Source organism: Stenotrophomonas sp. S41, assembly GCF_016624625.1.
Lineage (GTDB): Bacteria > Pseudomonadota > Gammaproteobacteria > Xanthomonadales > Xanthomonadaceae > Stenotrophomonas.
In genome coordinates, this window is the sequence record NZ_JACVTV010000001.1 from 47,752 (window position 1) to 66,412 (window position 18,661).

The following is an 18,661-nucleotide window of genomic DNA, read 5'->3' on the forward strand; positions in this document are numbered from 1 at the left end:
TCGAATGCTTCCCATCGACAGGACTTATCGAAGGTTAGGGCATACGTTTTCCGCTAACCTCTGTACGGCCTGAACCCGGTCATGTGGTGGCACCGGCGTTCCTGGACTCAGTTGCATCGCGTTGATCCTGGTCTCAACGCTGGTTGGCACAGTGCTTCCCGTTAGCGGAAGAGTGATGTCGATCGTCCGTTAGATCTATAACCTGATCGCCCGCTGTTACTACTCCCCGCCTATGTGTGATGGCAAGCACCGTGACCTCCCTTGCTAGTTCGCGGATATGCGCAATGATCTCGCGTTCTGTAGCCTCATCCAGCGCCGAACTTGCTTCATCTAAGAAGAGAATCGAGGGTTGTCCATAGAGGGCCCGTGCAATTGCGATTCGCTGCCTTTCACCACCGGAGAGTTTCAAGCCGCGCTCACCTACCGTGGTATCCAATCCCTGGGGTAGAGAGTCGATGAATGCAGTCAGGGAAGCTTTTCGAGTAGCGTCGCTCAGTCGGGTTTCGTCGCGTTGGCGCCCGAGCAAGATGTTGTCGGCAAGGCTCTCATTGAGCAGGATGACATCCTGGGGAACGACGGCCACGGCGGAGTGCCATGCGGCACGGTCGATCTGGGCCAGGTCGGTGCCATCTATTAAAATGCAACCATGCTGTGGTTCGATCGACTTCAGTGCTAGCTTGAACAGCGTCGACTTCCCTGCCCCGGTCTCCCCCATCAGGAAGTTGACGCCGCCGCGCTCGGCGTGGAAAGACGCATTGCTGACCCCGCGGCCATTGGAGTAGCGATGGCTGACATGCTGGAACTCAATCCGGCCGCATTCTCCGTGGAATCGGCTGGCATTGGGTACTTGCTGCTCTTCGGGAGCCGCCCAAAGCGCCGACAGCGGCGTCAGCAGGGCCCACGATCGGGCGACGTCATCGATCGAGCGCGCGATCATTTCAAACGGCATGTTGAGCTGCAATAGGAGCAGGTTAAAGAGGACGATATCGCCAACACTTAGGTCACCACTCTGGTAGCGCGGGAGCAACAGTGCGAAGGTGACGAGGAACTCGACCGCCAAGCCAACGCCTAGCAGCGCGATGAAGCCGATCCGCTGCAGCACGTAGGCACGCCAACTGTCGCGCACCTCTTGGGCCTTAAGTTCAAAGCGCTGAATCATCCACGCGCTGCCGCCGAACTGCCGCAACGTCTCCATCGCATTCATCGCGTTGCCGACGAATCGCGCATTCTGCTGGCCCGCCTCGACCGCCGCATCACGATGGGTTCGCGCACGGCGGGTGGCGATGGCCGATAGCGTGATGGCGATAGAACCGTAGCCCAAGACGATGGCCACTATTTGCAAGTTGATCAGTGCGCCCAGCGTCAGCAGGGTCAGCAGGATCTGCAGTGCGCTGGGAATGAACACCACTAGTCCGAGCTGCACGACTATCTTCAGTGCGTTGCGCCCCTTCTCACCAGCCAGCTGCAGTTCGGCTGCGTTGTAATCCAGGAAGAAGCCATGGGTCTTCTTCAGCAAGCGCGTGAAGTAGCGGGTGCTGGTGATGAAACCTAGGTTCTCACCGCTCAGGAACGACAGGTACTGAACGGTGTTCTGCAAGATGCTGGAGACACCGAGTATCACCGCGTAGAGCAAGAACCATGCCACCAGTTCAAGGAGGCCCTCCGCGCTGATGCGGTCAATCAGGCGCGAGAACAAATACGGCGCCGCCACTGTGCCCAGGCTGGAAAGCAAGACGATGGCGGCGATCAACAGCAGCAGCCTACGATCCGCCTTCCAGTAAGCGGCGAGGATCTCGGCGAGCGGCGCAGGTAGTGCGAACGTTCTCATAAGTTTTGGTCCGGCATCGGTGCTGCGGCTTCTACGAGAGGGTGCGGCGACCCTTACCTCCGGCACAGCAAGAGGTCGTCGCGCAACCTGAATGTTATGATATAACACGCCAATTGAAGGCGCGATGGTTCGTGCCGCTGACCAACATCCGATGAAATCCATGGAGCAGGGCTTGAACAACGCATCCACCGCTAGGCCGGCAGCACTGATTGTCGCCAGCCTGGCTGCCGCACTGCAGCTCAACGTTCCTGCAATGGCGCAGGATGCCAATGCTTCCAGCAGCCCCGCTCAGGGCGATCGGCGATCCGATACCGCCACGCTGGACAAGGTGATGGTCATTGGCAGCAACATCCGAGATACCTTCGGCGGCGGCGCCTCCCCGGTCATCGTGATTGACCGGGAGGCCATCGATCAAACCGGGGTTGCCTCGTTGCAGCAGCTCTTCGAGAAACTTCCACAGAACTTCGGTGGCGGTGCCAACGGCGCCAATGTCGGCAACCTCGGCGTCGACCGCGATACCGGCAACAACTTTGGCCAGGGCACTGCCATCAATCTGCGGGGCCTTGGAACGGGAACCACGCTTACGCTGATCAACGGCCACCGCGTGACCTCATCGAACCGGTATCAGTACGTCGACATCTCGCTAATTCCCCTGAGTGCCATCGAGCGCGTGGAAATCCTCACTGATGGCGCCTCTGCTATCTACGGCACCGACGCCGTCGGCGGAGTGGTCAATATCGTCCTGCGCCGAGATTTCGCCGGCTACGAGACCTCGCTGCGCTATGGAAGCGTCACCCGCGGCAACATGGATGAATACCAAGCGTCACAGTCGGCCGGGTGGTCCTGGCAGGGCGGCCACCTGATGGCCAGTTACGAGTTTCTAAAGCAGGCCAACCTCGCTGCTGTCGACAAGGACTTTTCCCGGAACGTTACAGTCAAACCATACGACATCTATCCCGGTTCGAAGCGGCACAGCTTGTATCTGGACGGAGTGCAGGAACTCAGCGATGTGCTGACACTCAACTTGACGGGCTCCTTTGCCAAGCGCGAAATGGACACCACGATTTCCGGGACCGGGGACGAGACCCGCCTGTTCCCACATACGCGCCAGTTCGATGTGTTCGCCGGCCTTACCCTCGAGCTTCCGCGACAATGGCAGGCCCGCCTCAATTCCGGATTCGGCAGGAGCGACGTCTCTTATCAGAGAACCACCATTTCTGGCAGCTCGGTCAGCACCGCGCCGTCGACTGATACGAATTCCGAATCACGCTATCTGGAAGTGATCGCCGATGGCGAGCTCTTCAATCTTCCGGCCGGCGGCGTACGCGCGGCGCTCGGGGCGGCCTACCACCGCGATGGGTACGAGCTGCTCGACCACCGCGGCCTTGAGAAGCCGCTGGATCTGCAGCGCACGATCCGCTCCGCCTTTGCTGAGCTCAATGTTCCGCTGCTCGCAGACACGCCTGGCGTTCGTCGCCTGTCACTGACTGCGGCCGCACGCTACGACGACTACAGCGATTTCGGCTCCACCCTCAATCCCAAGCTGGGCCTGCTGTGGGAAGCGACGGAAGGACTTTCATTCCGCACCAGCTACGGCCGCTCCTATCGTGCGCCGGTCTACCAGGACATGCAGCCGAACAACACCGTGGTGGTGGCCAAGGTGCCCAACCCGAGCGCGGCCAGCGGAAGCACGGTACTGATGATGCTCTCCAACGGCAACCCGGATCTGGGGCCTGAACGTGCCAAGACCTGGACCGGAGGCTTCTCATTCGCGCCCCCGTCGCTGCCAGGCTTCAAGGTTGACGCGAACTACTATCACATCGAGTATGCCGACCGGATCGGCAGCGGCTTCGGTGGCAGCTTCCCGTCGCTATTCCTGCAGTCCACTGCGCCGTATGCGGACCTGCTGACCGTCAACCCGACGCCGCGGCAGATTCAGCAGGCGCGCCAGCTCGGCGCCTCCGGCTTGGGCCTGTTCGTATCGCGGGTAGGCCCCTATGCCCTAGCACCAGGTACCGATGAAACCAGCAGCGAGGTCATCCTCGACAATCGCTTCCGCAACAACGCGTTCACTTCCCAACGCGGCGTAGATTTCAATGCCTCCTACGACTTCGACGCCGGCCAGACGCGCTTTGCGTTGAACCTTGCCGGCCAGTACATCATCGATTCCAAGCGCCGCGTGACCGCCACCTCGCCCGAGGTCGACGCGGTGAATACGGTGTACTTCCCGGTCGACCTGAAGGTGCGCGGTGGCCTCGCCATGAGCCACCGGCAGGTCGCCGGCGGGCTGTTCGTGAACTACGTGGACAGCTATCGCGATCCCGCCAACCGGGCCGATCCCCACGTCAGCTCGTGGACAACGGTCGACCTCAATCTCAAGTATGACTTCAGCGACTCTGCCGGCACCGGACAGGGCACCTCGTTGGCCTTAAACGTGCAGAACCTGCTCGACAGGAACCCGCCCTTCATCGTCAACAGCATCAACACCGGTTTCGATCCGACCAATGCAATGGCGCTTGGCCGCTTCCTGTCCATGACGTTGACCCATCGCTGGTAGGGCCCCGCCATGAGTGATGCACACCCCAACCTCGCCAAATCCGCATCGGCCCTGAACCAGACGTTGACGGTTGCAGCGACGCAGCTAAAGCTGATGTGGCGCGAGCGGCGCCTGTTGTGGCTCGCGCTGACCCTGCTACTGCTTGCCGGAGCGTCGGTTACCACGGGCGCAGCACGGCTGGCCCAGCAGACCCAGGAGCGCCAGATCGTGGCGGAGCAGGAGGCGCGGCTATGGGACAGTCAGGGCACCATCGATCCGCATGCCGCCGCGCACGTCGGCCGCGCCGTCCCCGCGCCGGTGCGGCCGCTGGCGGCGCTCGATCCAGGCATCACGGATTTCGTCGGCACGTCGGTGTTCATTGAAGGCCATGCGCAGAACCCGGCGCGGCATCGCCCCATCGATGCCGGCACCGCGCTCAGCCGTTTCAACAGCTTCTCCGCAGCATGGGCGCTGCAGGTTGTGGCCCCCCTTCTCATTATCCTTGCAGGATTTGCCAGCCTTTCCGGCGATGTCGCCCGCGAGACGCTCCGCCAGGAGCTCGGCAGTGGTGCATCGGCCCACGTGCTGATTGGCGGCCGGCTGATCGCACTGGTCACGGCGTCGCTGCTACTGCTCATCGCCCTGCTGGCGGTCAGCCTTCCAGCCATGACCGAACACGACCTCGGCACGGCCGACATCATGGCGCTTGTTGCGATTGTCGCGGTGTATGCGCTCTACCTGCTAGTGTTCTGCGCCATCACCATCGGCGTCTCGGCGCGCTTTAGCACGGCCCGTACGTCGCTGGTGGTGCTGCTCGGCTTCTGGGCGATGGCGACCCTGCTTGCGCCCCGGGTCGCCCCCGCGCTGGCCGAATCGTTGGATCCCACGCCTACTGCACCCGCGTTCCGGACGGCGGTCATCGAGGACGCAAAGAACGGTGCCAATGGACACGACCCGGCGGACAAGCGGCTGGATGCATTGAGAGCGGAGATGCTGTCACGCTACCACGTAAAGGACGTGGACGATCTTCCGGTCAGTTTCCGCGGTGTCGCGCTGGAGTTCGGCGAGGCGAATTCCACCGATACCTACAACCGCCATTTCGAACGCATCTATACCACTTACCAGCGGCAGGCGGTTACGCAACGCGCCTTCGCGGCGCTGTCTCCAACTCTCGCGCTGCAAGCCGCGTCAAGGGCCTTGGCGCGTACCGATTTCCCGGCACATCTGGCCTTTCTGCGCGGAGTTGAAGACTATCGGTACCGGCTGATTCAAACACTCAACCTAGAAGTGAAACAGCACAAGACCGCGAGCGGCAGCAAGCATTTGGCTGATATCGCCACCCTTACCCGCTCCGTAGCGTACAGCCCACAGCAGCCGCCGCTAGGCCACATCGTCGCGGCCCAGTCAGTGAATTTCGCCATTCTTCTGGTCTGGATGCTGCTGGCCCTAGGGCTGGTGTTCACCTCGGCGCGGCATCTCGGGAGTGCTCCATGAGCAGCCGGTCAATCGCAGGGCATGAGATCCGTCGCCTGCTGCGTGATCGGGCGTTACTGGTGCTGCTTGGCCTTATGGTGGCGCTGGCAGCCTACGCTGCATGGAATGGCAGCGCGTGGGTCGGACAGCGCGAGGCGGCCATCGGCCTGCTTAAAGCGGAAGAACAGGATACCAAGGACCGCAGCCGAGGGTTCGTTGGCAAGGCGCCCTCGGTACTGCCCCGCGTCCAGCCGGTGCTCCCTCCCGGCCCGATGGCGGCGCTGTCGGTAGGACAGGCGGAAGCCTACCCCTACACCGCCGACGTGGTCGCACTCGGGGACCGTAGCCAGCTGCTCAGGCGAGTGTGGTCCGACGTCGGGAATCCCGCCGTGCAGGCCGCCGGCCGATTTGATCTGGCCTTCGTCATTGTGTTCCTGCTGCCCTTGGTAATTCTGGCGGCGACCTTCGACCTCTGGTCGCGTGAACGCGAGCGCGGCATCACAGCATTGCTGCTGTCACAGCCAATCGAGGCAGGACGGCTGATCGCGGTTAAGGCATCGGCTCGCGCCGCGATCGTGCTTCTGCCCGCACTGGCCATCATCATCGGCGTTGCAGCGTGCTCGGGAGCAACGAGCCCTACCGGTCTGGCCGTGCTTGCCCTTATCGTATTCGCCTACGGCAGCTTCTGGATAGCGGTGGCGGTGCTTATCGGTTGCTTCGCCCGGCGCACCACCGAGGCCGCCATCGCCGCAGGCGCACTGTGGCTCCTGATCGTTGTCATGGCCCCGTCGCTGGTCCTGGCAGCGGTAGATCTGATGGTTCCATCGCCCTCACAGATGGAGCTGGCAACCGCACTGAAGGCACAGCTAGCCGACACTGCCCGCCAGCAGAAGCTGCGCCACGCGGCAGAACCCCCCGCTATGCGTTCGCCAGCACCGCGCATTGCGGATGCCGTACGGGTGGCTTATGCCGATCTTGTTCAGGCCGATCAGGCCATCACACCCTTGCTCGCGGCGTACGCGGAGGCTGAAGACGCACGGCGCCAGGTGCTCGACCGAGCGCGCCTGCTGCTGCCGTCGGTGGCGGTGCAGGATGCACTGGACCGCCTCGCCGGATCCGACGCCGACCGAGCCCTGGCGTTCCAGCAGCAGGTCCTCGAGTACTGGCAGGCGCGTCGGCAGCTGCAGAAGGACTATCTGGACCGTGACGAGCCGCAGACTCTGGCCGAGTACAACGCCCTGCCCCGTTTTGAATTCCAGGATACGGACGGGCTCCCGCAACGCGGCGTGCTGATCGATCTGGCCGCGTTGGCCGCCGCCACCCTGCTTCTGCTGATCGCGGCTTGGTCGATGCGGCGTCGGCTGGCCACTCCCTGAGGTACATCACACATGCTGACTGCAACTCATCTTGTAAAGGAACACGGTACCCATAGGGCGCTGGATGATGTGAGCTTCACAGTGCGCCCCGGCGAGATCTTCTGTCTGCTGGGTGCCAACGGGGCTGGCAAGTCGACCACGATCAAGCTGTTTCTGGGCTTCCTCGAGCCTACCGCTGGATCCGCCGAGGTTGACGGACTCAGTCCGTGGCAGCGGCCACAGGAGGTGCGGCGGCGTCTGTTGTACATCCCGGAGAACGTCGCCCTGTATGACGAACTGACCGGCTATGAAAACCTAGACTACTTCGCGCGTTTGGCTGCGGTGAAACAGCGCTCGCCCGCACGACTGAAGGACGCGCTGAGGTCCGCGGGATTGGCACCCGAAGCATTCGGGCGACGCGTCGGCCTTTACTCCAAGGGTATGCGTCAGAAGGTGGGCATCGCGCTGGCCATCGTCAAGGAGGCCGGGGCGTTGCTCCTTGATGAGCCGACGTCCGGCCTGGACCCGACTGCGTCCGCCGAGTTCCACGAGTTGATCGTGCGCCAGCGCGACCGCGGCATCGCGATCCTGATGGCCACCCATGATCTGTTCCGTGCCCGCGAAGTGGCGACGACCATCGGACTGATGCAGGCAGGCAGGCTGCGCAGGACGCTGGATGCCAGCACGATCACCGCCAATGATCTTGAGAGCCTCTACCTTGAGGAAATGAGCCGGAGCAGCTAGGCCATGCCGACCAAAGGCACGCCGGTTCGGCCCATCCAACGCCTTAGCCAGGCTTCGATGTTGACCTGGGGACCGAAGATGCCCAGCACCTGGGATGAGTGATCCGGGCTGACCCTGCGGATGCCCGCCTCGGCCGATGCGCTGTCGATGTAACCGCGCCGCGCCAGCAGGCCGTCCACCAGCAGGTCCCTGATGAACTGCTGATGCCGCTGGGTGACGGCCACCGAGTGATCGTCCAGGTAGCACTTCACCTTGCGCGAGAGGAGGGCCTGCGGTAGCAGGCCGTGCAGTGCACGACGCGCGATCGTCCTATCCTCTGCGCCGGCCATCAGCAAGTGCAGCGGCAGACGGGCAAAGAGTTCTACTACAGGCTGCGCGCTGAGCGGTGACACCCCGTGCCAGCGCCCTGCGCCCTCGAAGGGATCAAGCACGCTGGTCGGGAAGATCATGCGTCCGATGTGAGCCAGCTTGTGCGGGGAGAGCCTGTGCCCGTGCGCACGTGCATGCCGCAACCAGGCAGGCGGCATGCCATCCTGTTCAGAAGCATCCACCTTCACCCATTCGCACGGGTTGCCCCAGCGGCCATTGATGCTGCTTGGCCTCTTCAGCACGCCATGGACGAAGGCCTCCTTGAACACCCCGTACAGCGAATCGCCCGACTGCGCAGTTTCGAACGCAACACGGAAGAAGTCACGGTCGATCCCACGGCGCCACGCATAATCGATGGCGGCGGCATTGCCCTTGAAGCGCAGGAAGACCGCATCGCCGCCCCCGCCCGTGAACTGCACCGTATCTGCGTCGAAATTCACGTCGCGCCGATGCAGCAGATAGCCCGAACAATGTGCAGGACGGGCGGTTCGTGGGAAGTCCATGATCTCTTCCAACGAGCAGTGCGGCTGCCGCTGATACTCGACGAACTCGCAGCTTCTTCCTGAGGATTCACGGGCACCGGCAACTGCCATGCGCGCGAACATGCGCTCATCGGCGCCAATACCGGCATCGTAGTGATGGACGCACTTCACCTCCGGTGTAGACGGCGCATGCAGCAGGCCTGCGAGGACAATGGAGGAGTCCAACCCGCCGGACAGCTGAAGCTGGATGCAGCGATGCTGGCTCGCCAGCGCGCCGATGCAGCCCAGCAACGTTGCACGTGCGAGCTGCACGGCTTCCTCCAGATCTTCGATGGGCGCTTCGCTGGCCTGCCGCACCACGTCCCATTGATAGTGCCGGCCGACCGGCTGGCCATCGCGGATCGTCACCGCCTCGCCCGCCTCCAGGGCGACGATCTCCTCAAATCCTGTCTGAAGGCCGTCACGGAACGGGAACAGCAGCGAATAGGACAAGAACGACCAGTCAACGTTGAAGTCACGCAATCCCAGCAGCAGGCAGTCTTCCATGTTCGAAAAGACCACCGTCAGCTGATCGACTGTGGTCATGTAGCACGGAATCTCCGCCGTCGGGTCGCGCAGCACGAACCAGCTCGCGGTATCCGGCTGGTACCCCAAGGCAACGTAGCGCCCCCAGCACTGCTCCACCAGGCTCCTGCCCTGCGTACTGCAAGCGGTCAGCGCCGCGGCAGCATCGGGAACTGTCTGTGCTGGAACGGTATCGGCGCCGAAAACCTTGTGGAACAGCTTGCCGAGTACCACCAGCGGGCCAGACCGGCTGTACTCGAAGTAGCCAGGGTTGTCAGTCTGGGCATAGATGGCACCGCCGCTGCCCTTCATTACGCAGGAAATCCCGGGGCGCCCCGCTTCAATTCTTTCCATAGTCTGCAGGGCCTGCGCATGGGCAGATTCGGAATGATCGTTCCAGAGCACAGCGATATATCGGTACATGGATCAGGCCGGCTACAGCACCAGGATTGGCGTCATCCGGCGCAGGTTGAAGGGAATGTCGGTCAGAACTAGGTCGCCGTGCTGCAACCAGCAATGCGCTGCGAACGGCTGGGTGCGCACCGCAAACACCCATGCGGGAACGATGCCGTACAGCGATAGGAACTCGCGCATGGCCAGGCAATAGAGGAAGCACTCATCGGTCTTCTTAAAGGCGATCGGTCGCAACCAATCAAACATCCGAACTAAGAGGGCCAACTGCTGTAGGTCCACCTTGCCAGACATGGATGCCTGACCGCGCCTACGCGCTGCCGAGACCGTGTGGCTGAAAGGCAGCAACATCCTGCTACAAGCTGCGCGCGCGACCGAAACCAAGAAGCGCCACAAGTCGCGGGCCGTGATCGGTGGGCATCCTCGGGACTCGCCATCACGCACCCAGTGCAGGGGCAACGCAATCGTGGCGCAGGCTGCGGACTTTCCAAGCCTCGGGTCTTGGGTAATGAGGCGCCGATCAAGCAGAGACTGAAGCATCCTCGGCCTTGGTGCTCCACAGGAGGCTAGTGGCCAGTCCAGCACCAGCCCACCCAATTCTGCCGCCCTGCCTCTATCAACGGAGAGATAGCTGCCGGCGGCCTGGTCAAGAAAGACCATTGCGTCGCCGGTGACACAAATGTGTGCGTGCTTCGAGAGGAAGTATGGTCCTTCGGACGGGTCCATCGCGAAAGTTATCTCATGCGGCTGCAGGCGTCAGAGCGGTGCATGCAGGGGGCATGCACCGCAAGTTATGCGTAGCGCAATGGATTACGGCGAAGTCGTCGGGAAGACGCCATCCCACAACGTACCGTGGTTGTGCGCCTTCGTTTCGGAAACCACCGAACCCAGCTCGATCAACTCATCATGATCTCGGTGATTCTGCTCTCCACCCACTCCACCCACTCCAACCAGCTCAGTCAGTTCGTTCATGAACATCTCCTCTGTCTAGTGGATGCACCCTCAGGATTTGAAGGATGCATAACGGCCGAGACAGCCTCCCCTGCATGTTTTCAGGGCGATTGCCGCCAAGGCAATCGAATGTTACGATATAACATATTATTTTGGCGTGACGGCCAACTTCAATTGTCGCCACTGCAATGATTCCCACGAGAGAGCGAGATGGATGCTCACCGAGATCAATGACGATAGCCTCGATCCGACCCTTTTGCTGAAGGGCCTTTTTCCGCTGTCGAAGTTCATCCGCTTCGTGAGGGAACGCTGCCCGCCAGGAAGCTTTGATGAGTCGTTGTTGGTAGAAGAGTGGCGGGACGCTCGCGAGTTGGTGCGCCGCCTTCAGCAGGAGGAAGCGGATCACCCCGATGCCATGGATGTTCTCGCGCTGCCTGAAGAGATGCTGCCACTTGCCGAGCAGCCACTCCGTCAACCTTCGATGCACCGCATGACGAGCGTCGTGCCCCGGCGTTGGCAAATGGTGGAAATCGACCGACTGGTGGTGTTCCAGGAATGCATCAACCTGCGCCACATCGACCAACTTGCGGCGGCCACCGCGGCGTCGCCCGATGCCCGCGAAATTATTGAGCTCGTAGCGCGAAGTGGCCGCCACGCACATCCGGATGTGCGCTTCACCCAGTCCGAGGGCAGCTTCACTTTCGCATCTGCGTCCAACGACCTGCGGTTCCTCGACGTGGCGACCATCGACCCCAGCTCCATCGCCAATTACGAGCCATTCGGCGCAGCTAGCCACGCCCTTGTCATCTATCTGGGTTTCAGCGACAACCTAGTCAGTGCGACGCGCATTGGCCGCCGGATCGTCCTGACTAACGGCTCACATCGACTGTACCTCCTGCGCAAGCTCGGCTTCCGCTACGCGCCCTGCTTGGTGACCGATGCGACCGACAGCGATTTGTCCGACGTATTGTTGCCGGCTGCGATCAAGCAGGATCGGCAGTTTTATCTGGGGGCTTCGCGGCCGCCGATGTTCAAAGATTACCTGGATCTGCGCCTGACCCACACCGTTGCAGTGACCCGCAAGAACTACGCTCTCAGGGCCAAGCTGGATCTGCAAAGGATAACCGTACCCTCGGTGTAGCCCTTGTGCATTGCAGTCAATTGAGAGGGGTAGATGGAGATGTGTGTCGTGCCACCAGCAGCACAACCATCCGGCGACCTCGACATCTGCCCAGAAAATCCCGGATAAAGGCGTTCGGTGCATCACAGACGGGTGCCAAACTAACTTATCCCGGAGTGCGTGGGATCTAGCCTTAAACGCAAAGGCTACGGCCTGCGTACGGGTTCGATTGGGGATGCCACGATCAATTCGCACACCCGGTTCGTCCAAGAGTGTCCATGAGGCTTGTGATCCTCAAATGCTCCTACCCTCAAACGCAACCAAGTGCTACTTCGGTGTGGACAGGATACCCCGGAGTGGAGGACCTCTCAGCGCTTGTGCGCTTTTCCAACTCATCTGCTGATGCACGGCCAGAAAAGAGTCATTTTTTTTGCGATAGCTGCTGCAGCAGTGCAACCAGAAGTGCAGCCTGTCCGCGAGCACGGCAAAGTCCTTCATCGCTGACAAGGGCTAGAAGGCGGAAGCGAACGGCAACGCCCCAGTCCAATCTTCGGATGATGCGCCGCTACTTGCTGGCGGGCCTGGGACCAACTCTGGCTGAAGGCCATATCGGCGCCCATAGAGAAGTGAGTAGCGGCATTCCTCGGATTCTGGCGATTTAGGCTCGCTTCGACTCAGTGAAACCACCTGACGTGACTTCAGAGGCTTTCTGAAATAAGAGGCGCCTCCTACCTGCGGCCGGGCGCCGGATTCCCCCCGCCGCCCGGCGCCTACCCACTTCCCTCTGAACCGGTTCGGTGCGGCCCAAGCGGCGCGAGCGCACGCCGTGCTCTCTACTGTGCAGCTGGGTAGTGAATGGTCTCAACCTCGGAAAAATCGTCCTGCACTTTTCCTATCAATCTAGCGGGAGAATAGGCTGAGAGAAGTGGATGTCTCTCCCCTCTCATCAGTTCAACCGCCGCAAGCCTGCCCAGCAACGGTGCCAAAGTGATGCCGCTGTGTGTAACAACTGCATACACCCTGCCCCCAGGCACCAAATAACCCACGGCCGGCAAGCCGTCAGCCGGCCTCGCACGTTGGCCTACTCGGATGGACTGAAGACTTCCAGGGCGGATGTGGGCAAAAAGGCGAGAAAGCCGTGCGGTGAACTCCTGTCCGACCGAGCCATCAAGGGCGGGCAGGTATGCGGGGTGCGCGTACTGGTCCAGATCGGGGGCTTGCAGCATGAGACGTCCCCCACCGATGGGCCGTACGTTGAGTTCGGGGGTGATGAGGTTGCAATCCAACTGAATGGCCAGCGGAGGCGTCATCGCCAAGAAGCCGCAAGCCCTCTTATTGGGTTCGTCGGCATTGATCATCGCCAACGGTGCCCCTAGCTTCCTCGTCAACTCTGGAATCCATCGCCCGGTGGCCAATACACACGCTTCGCCTTGCCACTTTTCGCCGGAGGCCAAGCGCATAGTCACGCCCTGCGATGTCTCTTCCAAAGCAACGACACCCGTGTTCTCACGCACCACGCAGTTGAGCGCGGAGGCCTGCGATCGCAACCATGCCATCAGCAAGTGGGGGTAAACCATGCTCTCCGTCGGATAATGCCAAACGTCGCCCGTGCACCCGTCCCAATGCAGATCTGGCAGTCGACGACGAACGTCCGCGAAGGAGACACGCTCGACTGGGTAACCGCGTTCTCTTAGAGAGTCGGCACGTTTGCAGAGGCGAGCCACTTGATCGGCACCCCTGGCCCATTCAAACGTGCCGCACTCATCCAGCCAAGTCGCGCGCGTATGCGACTTGGCTTGGGACTGGAGTTGAACGTGCTCCAACATGCCTGCGCAGTTGAGTTCGTGATAAGTCTGCGGCTTCTTGCCGTTGGAATTCACCCAGGCAAAGCTCAATTCGCTCGTGCCCGAGCCGACGTAGGAGCGTTCGAAGAGGGTCACGTCAGCCCCTTCCACCGCGAGCGCGCGAGCGACAGATAGCCCAACAACGCCCCCACCTATGACGGCCAAGCGGCGCCGATGTTGTGAAGTCATAACAGAACCTTGAGAAAAACAGCTGGCGATCGGTCATCACCAGCCGCAGTAGTCACGGCCGCAACAGGTTGGCGACCTGCTCGTCCAAGCGCGTTGAGGATTGGCTCAGCTTGGCCTGCCTTTCTGCCAAGCGCCGGGAGGAACCGTCTATTTCTTTCTTTGTCGACGCGATCATTTGCGCCACGGCCGTCTTGCCCGGCCCGCCCGTGCCGTTGCGGCGCTCGACGCTCTTGACGGGATCAAGGGCATCGCTGACCTGCTGGGCGGTGAGCTTCAACGAATGCCCCAGGTTCGCCTTAGCAGCCTCCTCGATCATGGGGGCAGTGATCTGGTCCGCGCGCAGCCCCGCATCCAATGCTTTGACGACCACCGATGCAATGATCTCATGTGCCTCGCGGAAATCGATGTTGCCCTGCTTGACCAGCAGGTCGGCCAAGTCCGTCATGGTCGAATAGTTCTCCGCCGCATACTTGAGCATCTGTGGCTTATTGGGATGAAGCGTCCGCACCACCCCAGTCATGGCATGGGTGGCTGCAATCAGCGCATCGATGGATCGGGGCTCAAGCGGCACACGCGCGACGCTGTGCTGATACTCAATGGCATTGAGCGAGGTCAGAACGGAGGTCAGCGAGCCGACCGAGTTTGCTGCGATCTGGCGGGTGCGTTCCAAGGAATCAGGGTTTTTTTTCTGCGGCATGATGCTGCTGGTCCCCGCAAACGCGCCGTCCAATTCCGCCGAGCGGTACTCATCCGTACTCCAAAGCTGGATCTCCGAGGCCAGTCGGCCCAATCCGCTCAGGTAGATAGCGTTGTCGGATGCCAACTCTGCAATGTGGTCCCAGCCAGCAGTACCCTCTACCGTGTTCACGACAAGACCCTCAAAGCCCAGAAGATCCGCCGTGCGCTCGCGGTTCAGGGGCCAGCTCGTCCCAGCAGCGGCGGCAGAGCCCAGCGGGTTCTGATTCATCCGCACGTACAGCTCTTCATAGCGCTGGATCGACTTGCCCAAGCTTTCAGAGATTCCCATCAAGTAGTGCGCGAGAGTGATCGGCTGAGCTTCCTTACGATGGGTGTAGACCACCATCACGGTGTCGGTGTTCTCTTCCGCTTTCTTCACCAGGGTCCACCTCAAGGCAATGAGTGCCTCAAGGATGCGATTCACCTGATGCCTGTAGTACATGCGGTTGACTGCATTAGCCAGATCGTTCCGGCTCCGGCCGGTATGCATCTTTCCTGCCACGGGCCCGATTTCTCGGATGAGGGCCGCTTCATACGGCAGGTACGTCCGCAAGCCCGCATCGGTCTCACTTGCACGATCCACCGCGTCGAGCCCCTTGAGGATCTGGCCGGCTTCCTGGCGTGTGATAATTCCTTGTTTCGACAGCATGATCACGTGCGCCCGGTGAAGGCGGGCCTCGTAGGGAAACGTGGCGTCCGGGAGGGTCTTCGCCGCGGCATCAAAGTCATAGAGCTCTTGGAATTCTGCGGCCTTTGGCACGGCACTGCGTCCGATGCGAGTGGCATCTTTGCTCACAGTTGTGCCCTGAGCAGACGCACCGGCCACAATGAGCGAGGCCACGCAACCCACCGTCAATGCAATGGCGATCGGGAGTCGTTTCTTTTTCATGAGCATGGATCCTTAATCAGAAGCGCAACTGGGCACGGGCAAAGTACGTCTTGCCGCTGTAGCCAAAGGGCGAGATGTAGTTGTAAGGGAAGATCCCAACGTTGTCAGACCCATTGGTGCCAGCCGCCACGCTCTCCACGGTCGAAGCGATGTTCTTGTCGGGATACACGTCAAATAGGTTGTTGACGCCGGCTGATAGGATCCAGTTCTTGGTCGGCTTGTACGTAACGGTTAAGTCGCTGACGACTTTCGCATTGAAGAACTGGATCAGCTGACTGCGATCACTGCCCTCAATGGGCACCACCTTGGTTGAGTAACCAGGGCTAAGAACGCCGATCTGGGCGGGGGTCAGGCTGGTAAACGCGACCGCTCCCACCTTCCCGTAACGCGTGTTGGTGAAGTGAAGCTCCCAATCGCCCTTTTCCCACCCAAGGTCCAAGCTCAGTTTGTCACGTGGCATGCTGTCCGTGACGCGGACCTGCTGGGTCAGGTCAAAGAGCGGCGTGGTCACACCAAGTTGCGTAAGCGCGTCCGGGGTACCCGCGATGTGATCGAACTCCTGCTTATTGTAGTTGCCGCTGAACGTCGCGACAAAACGACTCGCGTCCGACAGTTCCTTTTGATACCGGACCGTCAAATCCACACCGCGCGTCGTCGTGTCGACCGCGTTCGTCAGGTAGCTGACCGAGCTCACCCCGGCAAAGCCATTGTTGGTGAGGATGTTACCCACTGCTGCACCTTGGAACGTGGAGGACAGGGCTATGCGGTCTTTGAGCTTGATTTGATATACGTCCACGGAGGCGGCGATTGCGTCGCTGTTGTACACCAGCCCCAGAGAAACGTTGTCAGACTTTTCCGGCCTCAACGCCTTCGCGCCCAAGAGCTGCGCGACGGGATTTCCGACCGGCAGGAGCCTCGACGACGTTTGGACGCCGTTGACGATCGTCATGGAGGTCGTGGCAAAGTAGCTCTGGGGCAGCTGAGGAGCTCGGAAGCCGGTGCTCACCGACGCCCGGAGCGCCCACTCGGGGGTGAGCTCAAAGCGCGATGCAAGCTTGTAGTTGGTGGTGTTACCAAAGTCCGAGTAGCGCTCGTGTCGGACGGCACCAGACAGCAACAGCGGCCCCCAACTCTGCTCGGCTTCGATGTAGCCAGCGTGGCTGTGGCGCGATTCTTTCCGTGCCTCTTCCGGAACAATGCCTGAGTTGGCTTGGAATCCCACCGGGGCGACCTTTCCAGCATTGGGTCCATCCAGGATCGGGACCCCGCCGTTGAGGTAACTCGCGACGTCTCCGTGCACCAGTTCGTAGGCTTCGCGCCTGAACTCGTACCCAAACGCCAGCTTCATGGGCGATGCTTGGAAAACGTTGAGGTCCTTGGTGAAGTCGAGATTGGTGGTCCACTGACCAAATCGCGTGCCGCCGCGATAAGACGCGGTCGGGCTGCCAAGGCCCATGGAAGGATTGTTGGAGTTGACTTGGGTTGAATCGACCAGGCTTTCCCCGTAGACCGTTGAAATGTCATACGCGAGTCCACCGAGGTCTTGCCCTTTTACACCGACAGCGAGGGACCGGTTCTCAAGCTCTGCTTGGACGGTCGGGGAATAGCCGTCGGGATGCAGCGCACGTACCGTCTCGTCTTGACCTGCCCTCCGCGCGAAGCCCACCGACTCGCCGTTGAGCCGGCTATAGCCCCCGAACAGGTACAGATCCGCACTGTCGGTCAATGGAACCTCGGAGTTGATGAAGATCGACTTCTGCCGATACTCCGGTTCACCGAGACGGAACGTGTTTCGGTCCACGGTGGCTTCTCGCGGATCGAGAGCGCCATTGGAGGGCGTCAGCCCTACGCCGGAGCCAAAATTGCCGGAAGGCATGCGGGAACCGTTCCCGCCAAAGTACTGTTGACGGGTGTCTTCTTTCGCCCGATTCGTACCATCACTCTTTCGGTACGACACTGTCGCACGAAAAAACCCCGTCTCCCATACGGGCAGGCCAATCCATGCATTGGTATCCACCGTTTGGCCGTCGCCCTGATCGGTCACGCTATAGCTGGTGTCTGCCCCAGCCCCCAAGTCACGGGCGAGCTGAAGATTGATCACACCTGCGATGGCGTCGGATCCGTATTGAGCCGACGCCCCGTCCCGCAGCACCTCGACGCGCTCAAGAGCTGCACTGGGAATGGCGTTTAGATCGTAAGCAACGTCGCCGCGACCAATCTGATTGTGGATGGAAAGGTCGCCGGATGCGTGCCGACGCTTGCCGTTGACCAGTACCAGCAACTGGCCTGGCGACAAACCTCTCAGCGACGGAGCCGTGTAGAAGTCGACTGCCCCTGCCGTGGAGGGGCGCGGAATGCTGAAGGAGGGCACCTGAACCTTCAGCTGATCCTCCAAAAGCGGAGACGCACTCCGCCGGAGGTCCTCCCTGGACACCGAATCGATGGGGACCGGCGACTCCGTGATAAGTCGGCCATTGAACCGAGTTCCAGTGACCATCACGGGAGCCACCTCCGTGACGGCGGGATTGTCAGAACCAGGATCGTCTTGAGAGATGGTACTCGGACGTGCTTGCACCGCCTGTGCCGACGCAGGCACGGCCAGAGCAAGGGCAACAGCGGAAGCCAGCAGGCTTGCCACCAAGGATTCAGATCTGTTCACGTTGGGTATTCCGGAGTGAGGGCGGACAACATTGAAGAACAACGGTGGAGTGAAATGATATAACATTGCAGCTCGGGTAATTGATGCCTTTCCTGCGCTGACAGCTGTCGCCCATGGCGGAAGACCGCAAGCCCTTTTGCTCCGCCTACGAGTCCGTCGCGCAAGAGGTCGGAGCGCCATTCAGAGACCGAACGGTTCGGAGGGTTTTTGGTCTGTCCTGCTTTCTTCAAGTGAAGTAGCGACACCGAGCGTGGCCGGTCACGAGGAAAGGGCGTGCTCCTCCCTCGACGCCATCAGATCAACGTGTATGGAGCGCGGCATCTGCCTGACCAACGCTCGCGAGCGCGTGTTGCGAATTCTGGCCAAGGCCGAACATGCAATGAAGGCCTATTCCATCTTGGGGGAGGTGCGCTAGGGCTCCCCCACCGCTGCACCGCCTGCGGTCTATCGGGCGTTGGATTTCCTGCAAGCGCAGGGATGGGCGGTAAAGCTCAACTCTATCAACGCAC

At 61.0% G+C, this 18,661-nt stretch carries 12 protein-coding genes; 5 read left to right on the forward strand and 7 right to left on the reverse strand.

From position 1 onward, the window contains the following. Positions 1 to 133: 133 nt before the first annotated feature. Complete coding sequence (locus IAE56_RS00205) at positions 134 to 1,828, reverse strand: ABC transporter ATP-binding protein (RefSeq protein ID WP_200750977.1); 1,695 nt, start codon at positions 1,826 to 1,828, stop codon at positions 134 to 136. A gap of 172 nt (positions 1,829 to 2,000) precedes the next feature. Between IAE56_RS00205 and IAE56_RS00210 the strand changes: the two genes are divergently transcribed. Genes IAE56_RS00210 through IAE56_RS00225 form a run of 4 tightly spaced genes read left to right on the forward strand, consistent with a single transcriptional unit; the run spans position 2,001 to position 7,936 of the window. Beyond that, entirely contained in the window at positions 2,001 to 4,385 is a 2,385-nt protein-coding gene (locus IAE56_RS00210) for a TonB-dependent receptor (protein ID WP_234455789.1), read from the forward strand. A 9-nt stretch (positions 4,386 to 4,394) separates the two neighbouring features. Continuing rightward, positions 4,395 to 5,858, forward strand: a complete 1,464-nt coding sequence (locus IAE56_RS00215) for a DUF3526 domain-containing protein (RefSeq protein ID WP_200750978.1) — start codon at positions 4,395 to 4,397, stop codon at positions 5,856 to 5,858. Continuing rightward, entirely contained in the window at positions 5,855 to 7,213 is a 1,359-nt protein-coding gene (locus IAE56_RS00220) for an ABC transporter permease subunit (RefSeq protein WP_200750979.1), read from the forward strand. The genes IAE56_RS00215 and IAE56_RS00220 overlap by 4 nt, the downstream gene beginning before the upstream one ends. A gap of 12 nt (positions 7,214 to 7,225) precedes the next feature. Further along, positions 7,226 to 7,936, forward strand: a complete 711-nt coding sequence (locus IAE56_RS00225) for an ATP-binding cassette domain-containing protein (protein ID WP_200750980.1) — start codon at positions 7,226 to 7,228, stop codon at positions 7,934 to 7,936. Here IAE56_RS00225 and IAE56_RS00230 read toward each other — a convergent pair. The 3 genes from IAE56_RS00230 to IAE56_RS00240 all read right to left on the reverse strand — a co-directional run bounded on the left by IAE56_RS00230 (position 7,933) and on the right by IAE56_RS00240 (position 10,734). Beyond that, positions 7,933 to 9,774 carry an asparagine synthase-related protein gene (locus tag IAE56_RS00230; protein ID WP_200750981.1) on the reverse strand — a complete coding sequence of 614 codons (1,842 nt, stop codon included), beginning with the start codon at positions 9,772 to 9,774 and terminating at the stop codon, positions 7,933 to 7,935. The genes IAE56_RS00225 and IAE56_RS00230 overlap by 4 nt on opposite strands. Before the next feature lie 12 nt (positions 9,775 to 9,786). After that, complete coding sequence (locus tag IAE56_RS21030) at positions 9,787 to 10,113, reverse strand: lasso peptide biosynthesis B2 protein (RefSeq protein ID WP_234455790.1); 327 nt, start codon at positions 10,111 to 10,113, stop codon at positions 9,787 to 9,789. 459 nt (positions 10,114 to 10,572) lie between these two features. Beyond that, positions 10,573 to 10,734, reverse strand: a complete 162-nt coding sequence (locus IAE56_RS00240; protein WP_200751040.1) for a hypothetical protein — start codon at positions 10,732 to 10,734, stop codon at positions 10,573 to 10,575. Between the two features lie 193 nt (positions 10,735 to 10,927). On the opposite strand from IAE56_RS00240, the gene IAE56_RS00245 reads away from it, so the two are divergent. Further along, the gene (locus tag IAE56_RS00245; protein WP_200750983.1) at positions 10,928 to 11,854 is read left to right on the forward strand and encodes a hypothetical protein; all 927 of its coding nucleotides are present in this window, start codon (positions 10,928 to 10,930) and stop codon (positions 11,852 to 11,854) included. Positions 11,855 to 12,666: 812 nt separating this feature from the next. Here the strand turns inward: IAE56_RS00245 and IAE56_RS00250 are convergent. The 3 genes from IAE56_RS00250 to IAE56_RS00260 are packed head-to-tail and all read right to left on the reverse strand — an operon-like array spanning position 12,667 to position 18,131. After that, positions 12,667 to 13,866: an FAD-binding oxidoreductase gene (locus tag IAE56_RS00250; protein ID WP_200750984.1), complete on the reverse strand. Its 1,200-nt coding sequence runs from the start codon at positions 13,864 to 13,866 to the stop codon at positions 12,667 to 12,669. 52 nt (positions 13,867 to 13,918) lie between these two features. Then, the gene (argH, locus tag IAE56_RS00255; protein ID WP_200750985.1) at positions 13,919 to 15,493 is read right to left on the reverse strand and encodes an argininosuccinate lyase; all 1,575 of its coding nucleotides are present in this window, start codon (positions 15,491 to 15,493) and stop codon (positions 13,919 to 13,921) included. 16 nt (positions 15,494 to 15,509) lie between these two features. Further along, complete coding sequence (locus IAE56_RS00260) at positions 15,510 to 18,131, reverse strand: TonB-dependent receptor (protein WP_325167142.1); 2,622 nt, start codon at positions 18,129 to 18,131, stop codon at positions 15,510 to 15,512. Positions 18,132 to 18,661 lie beyond the last annotated feature (530 nt).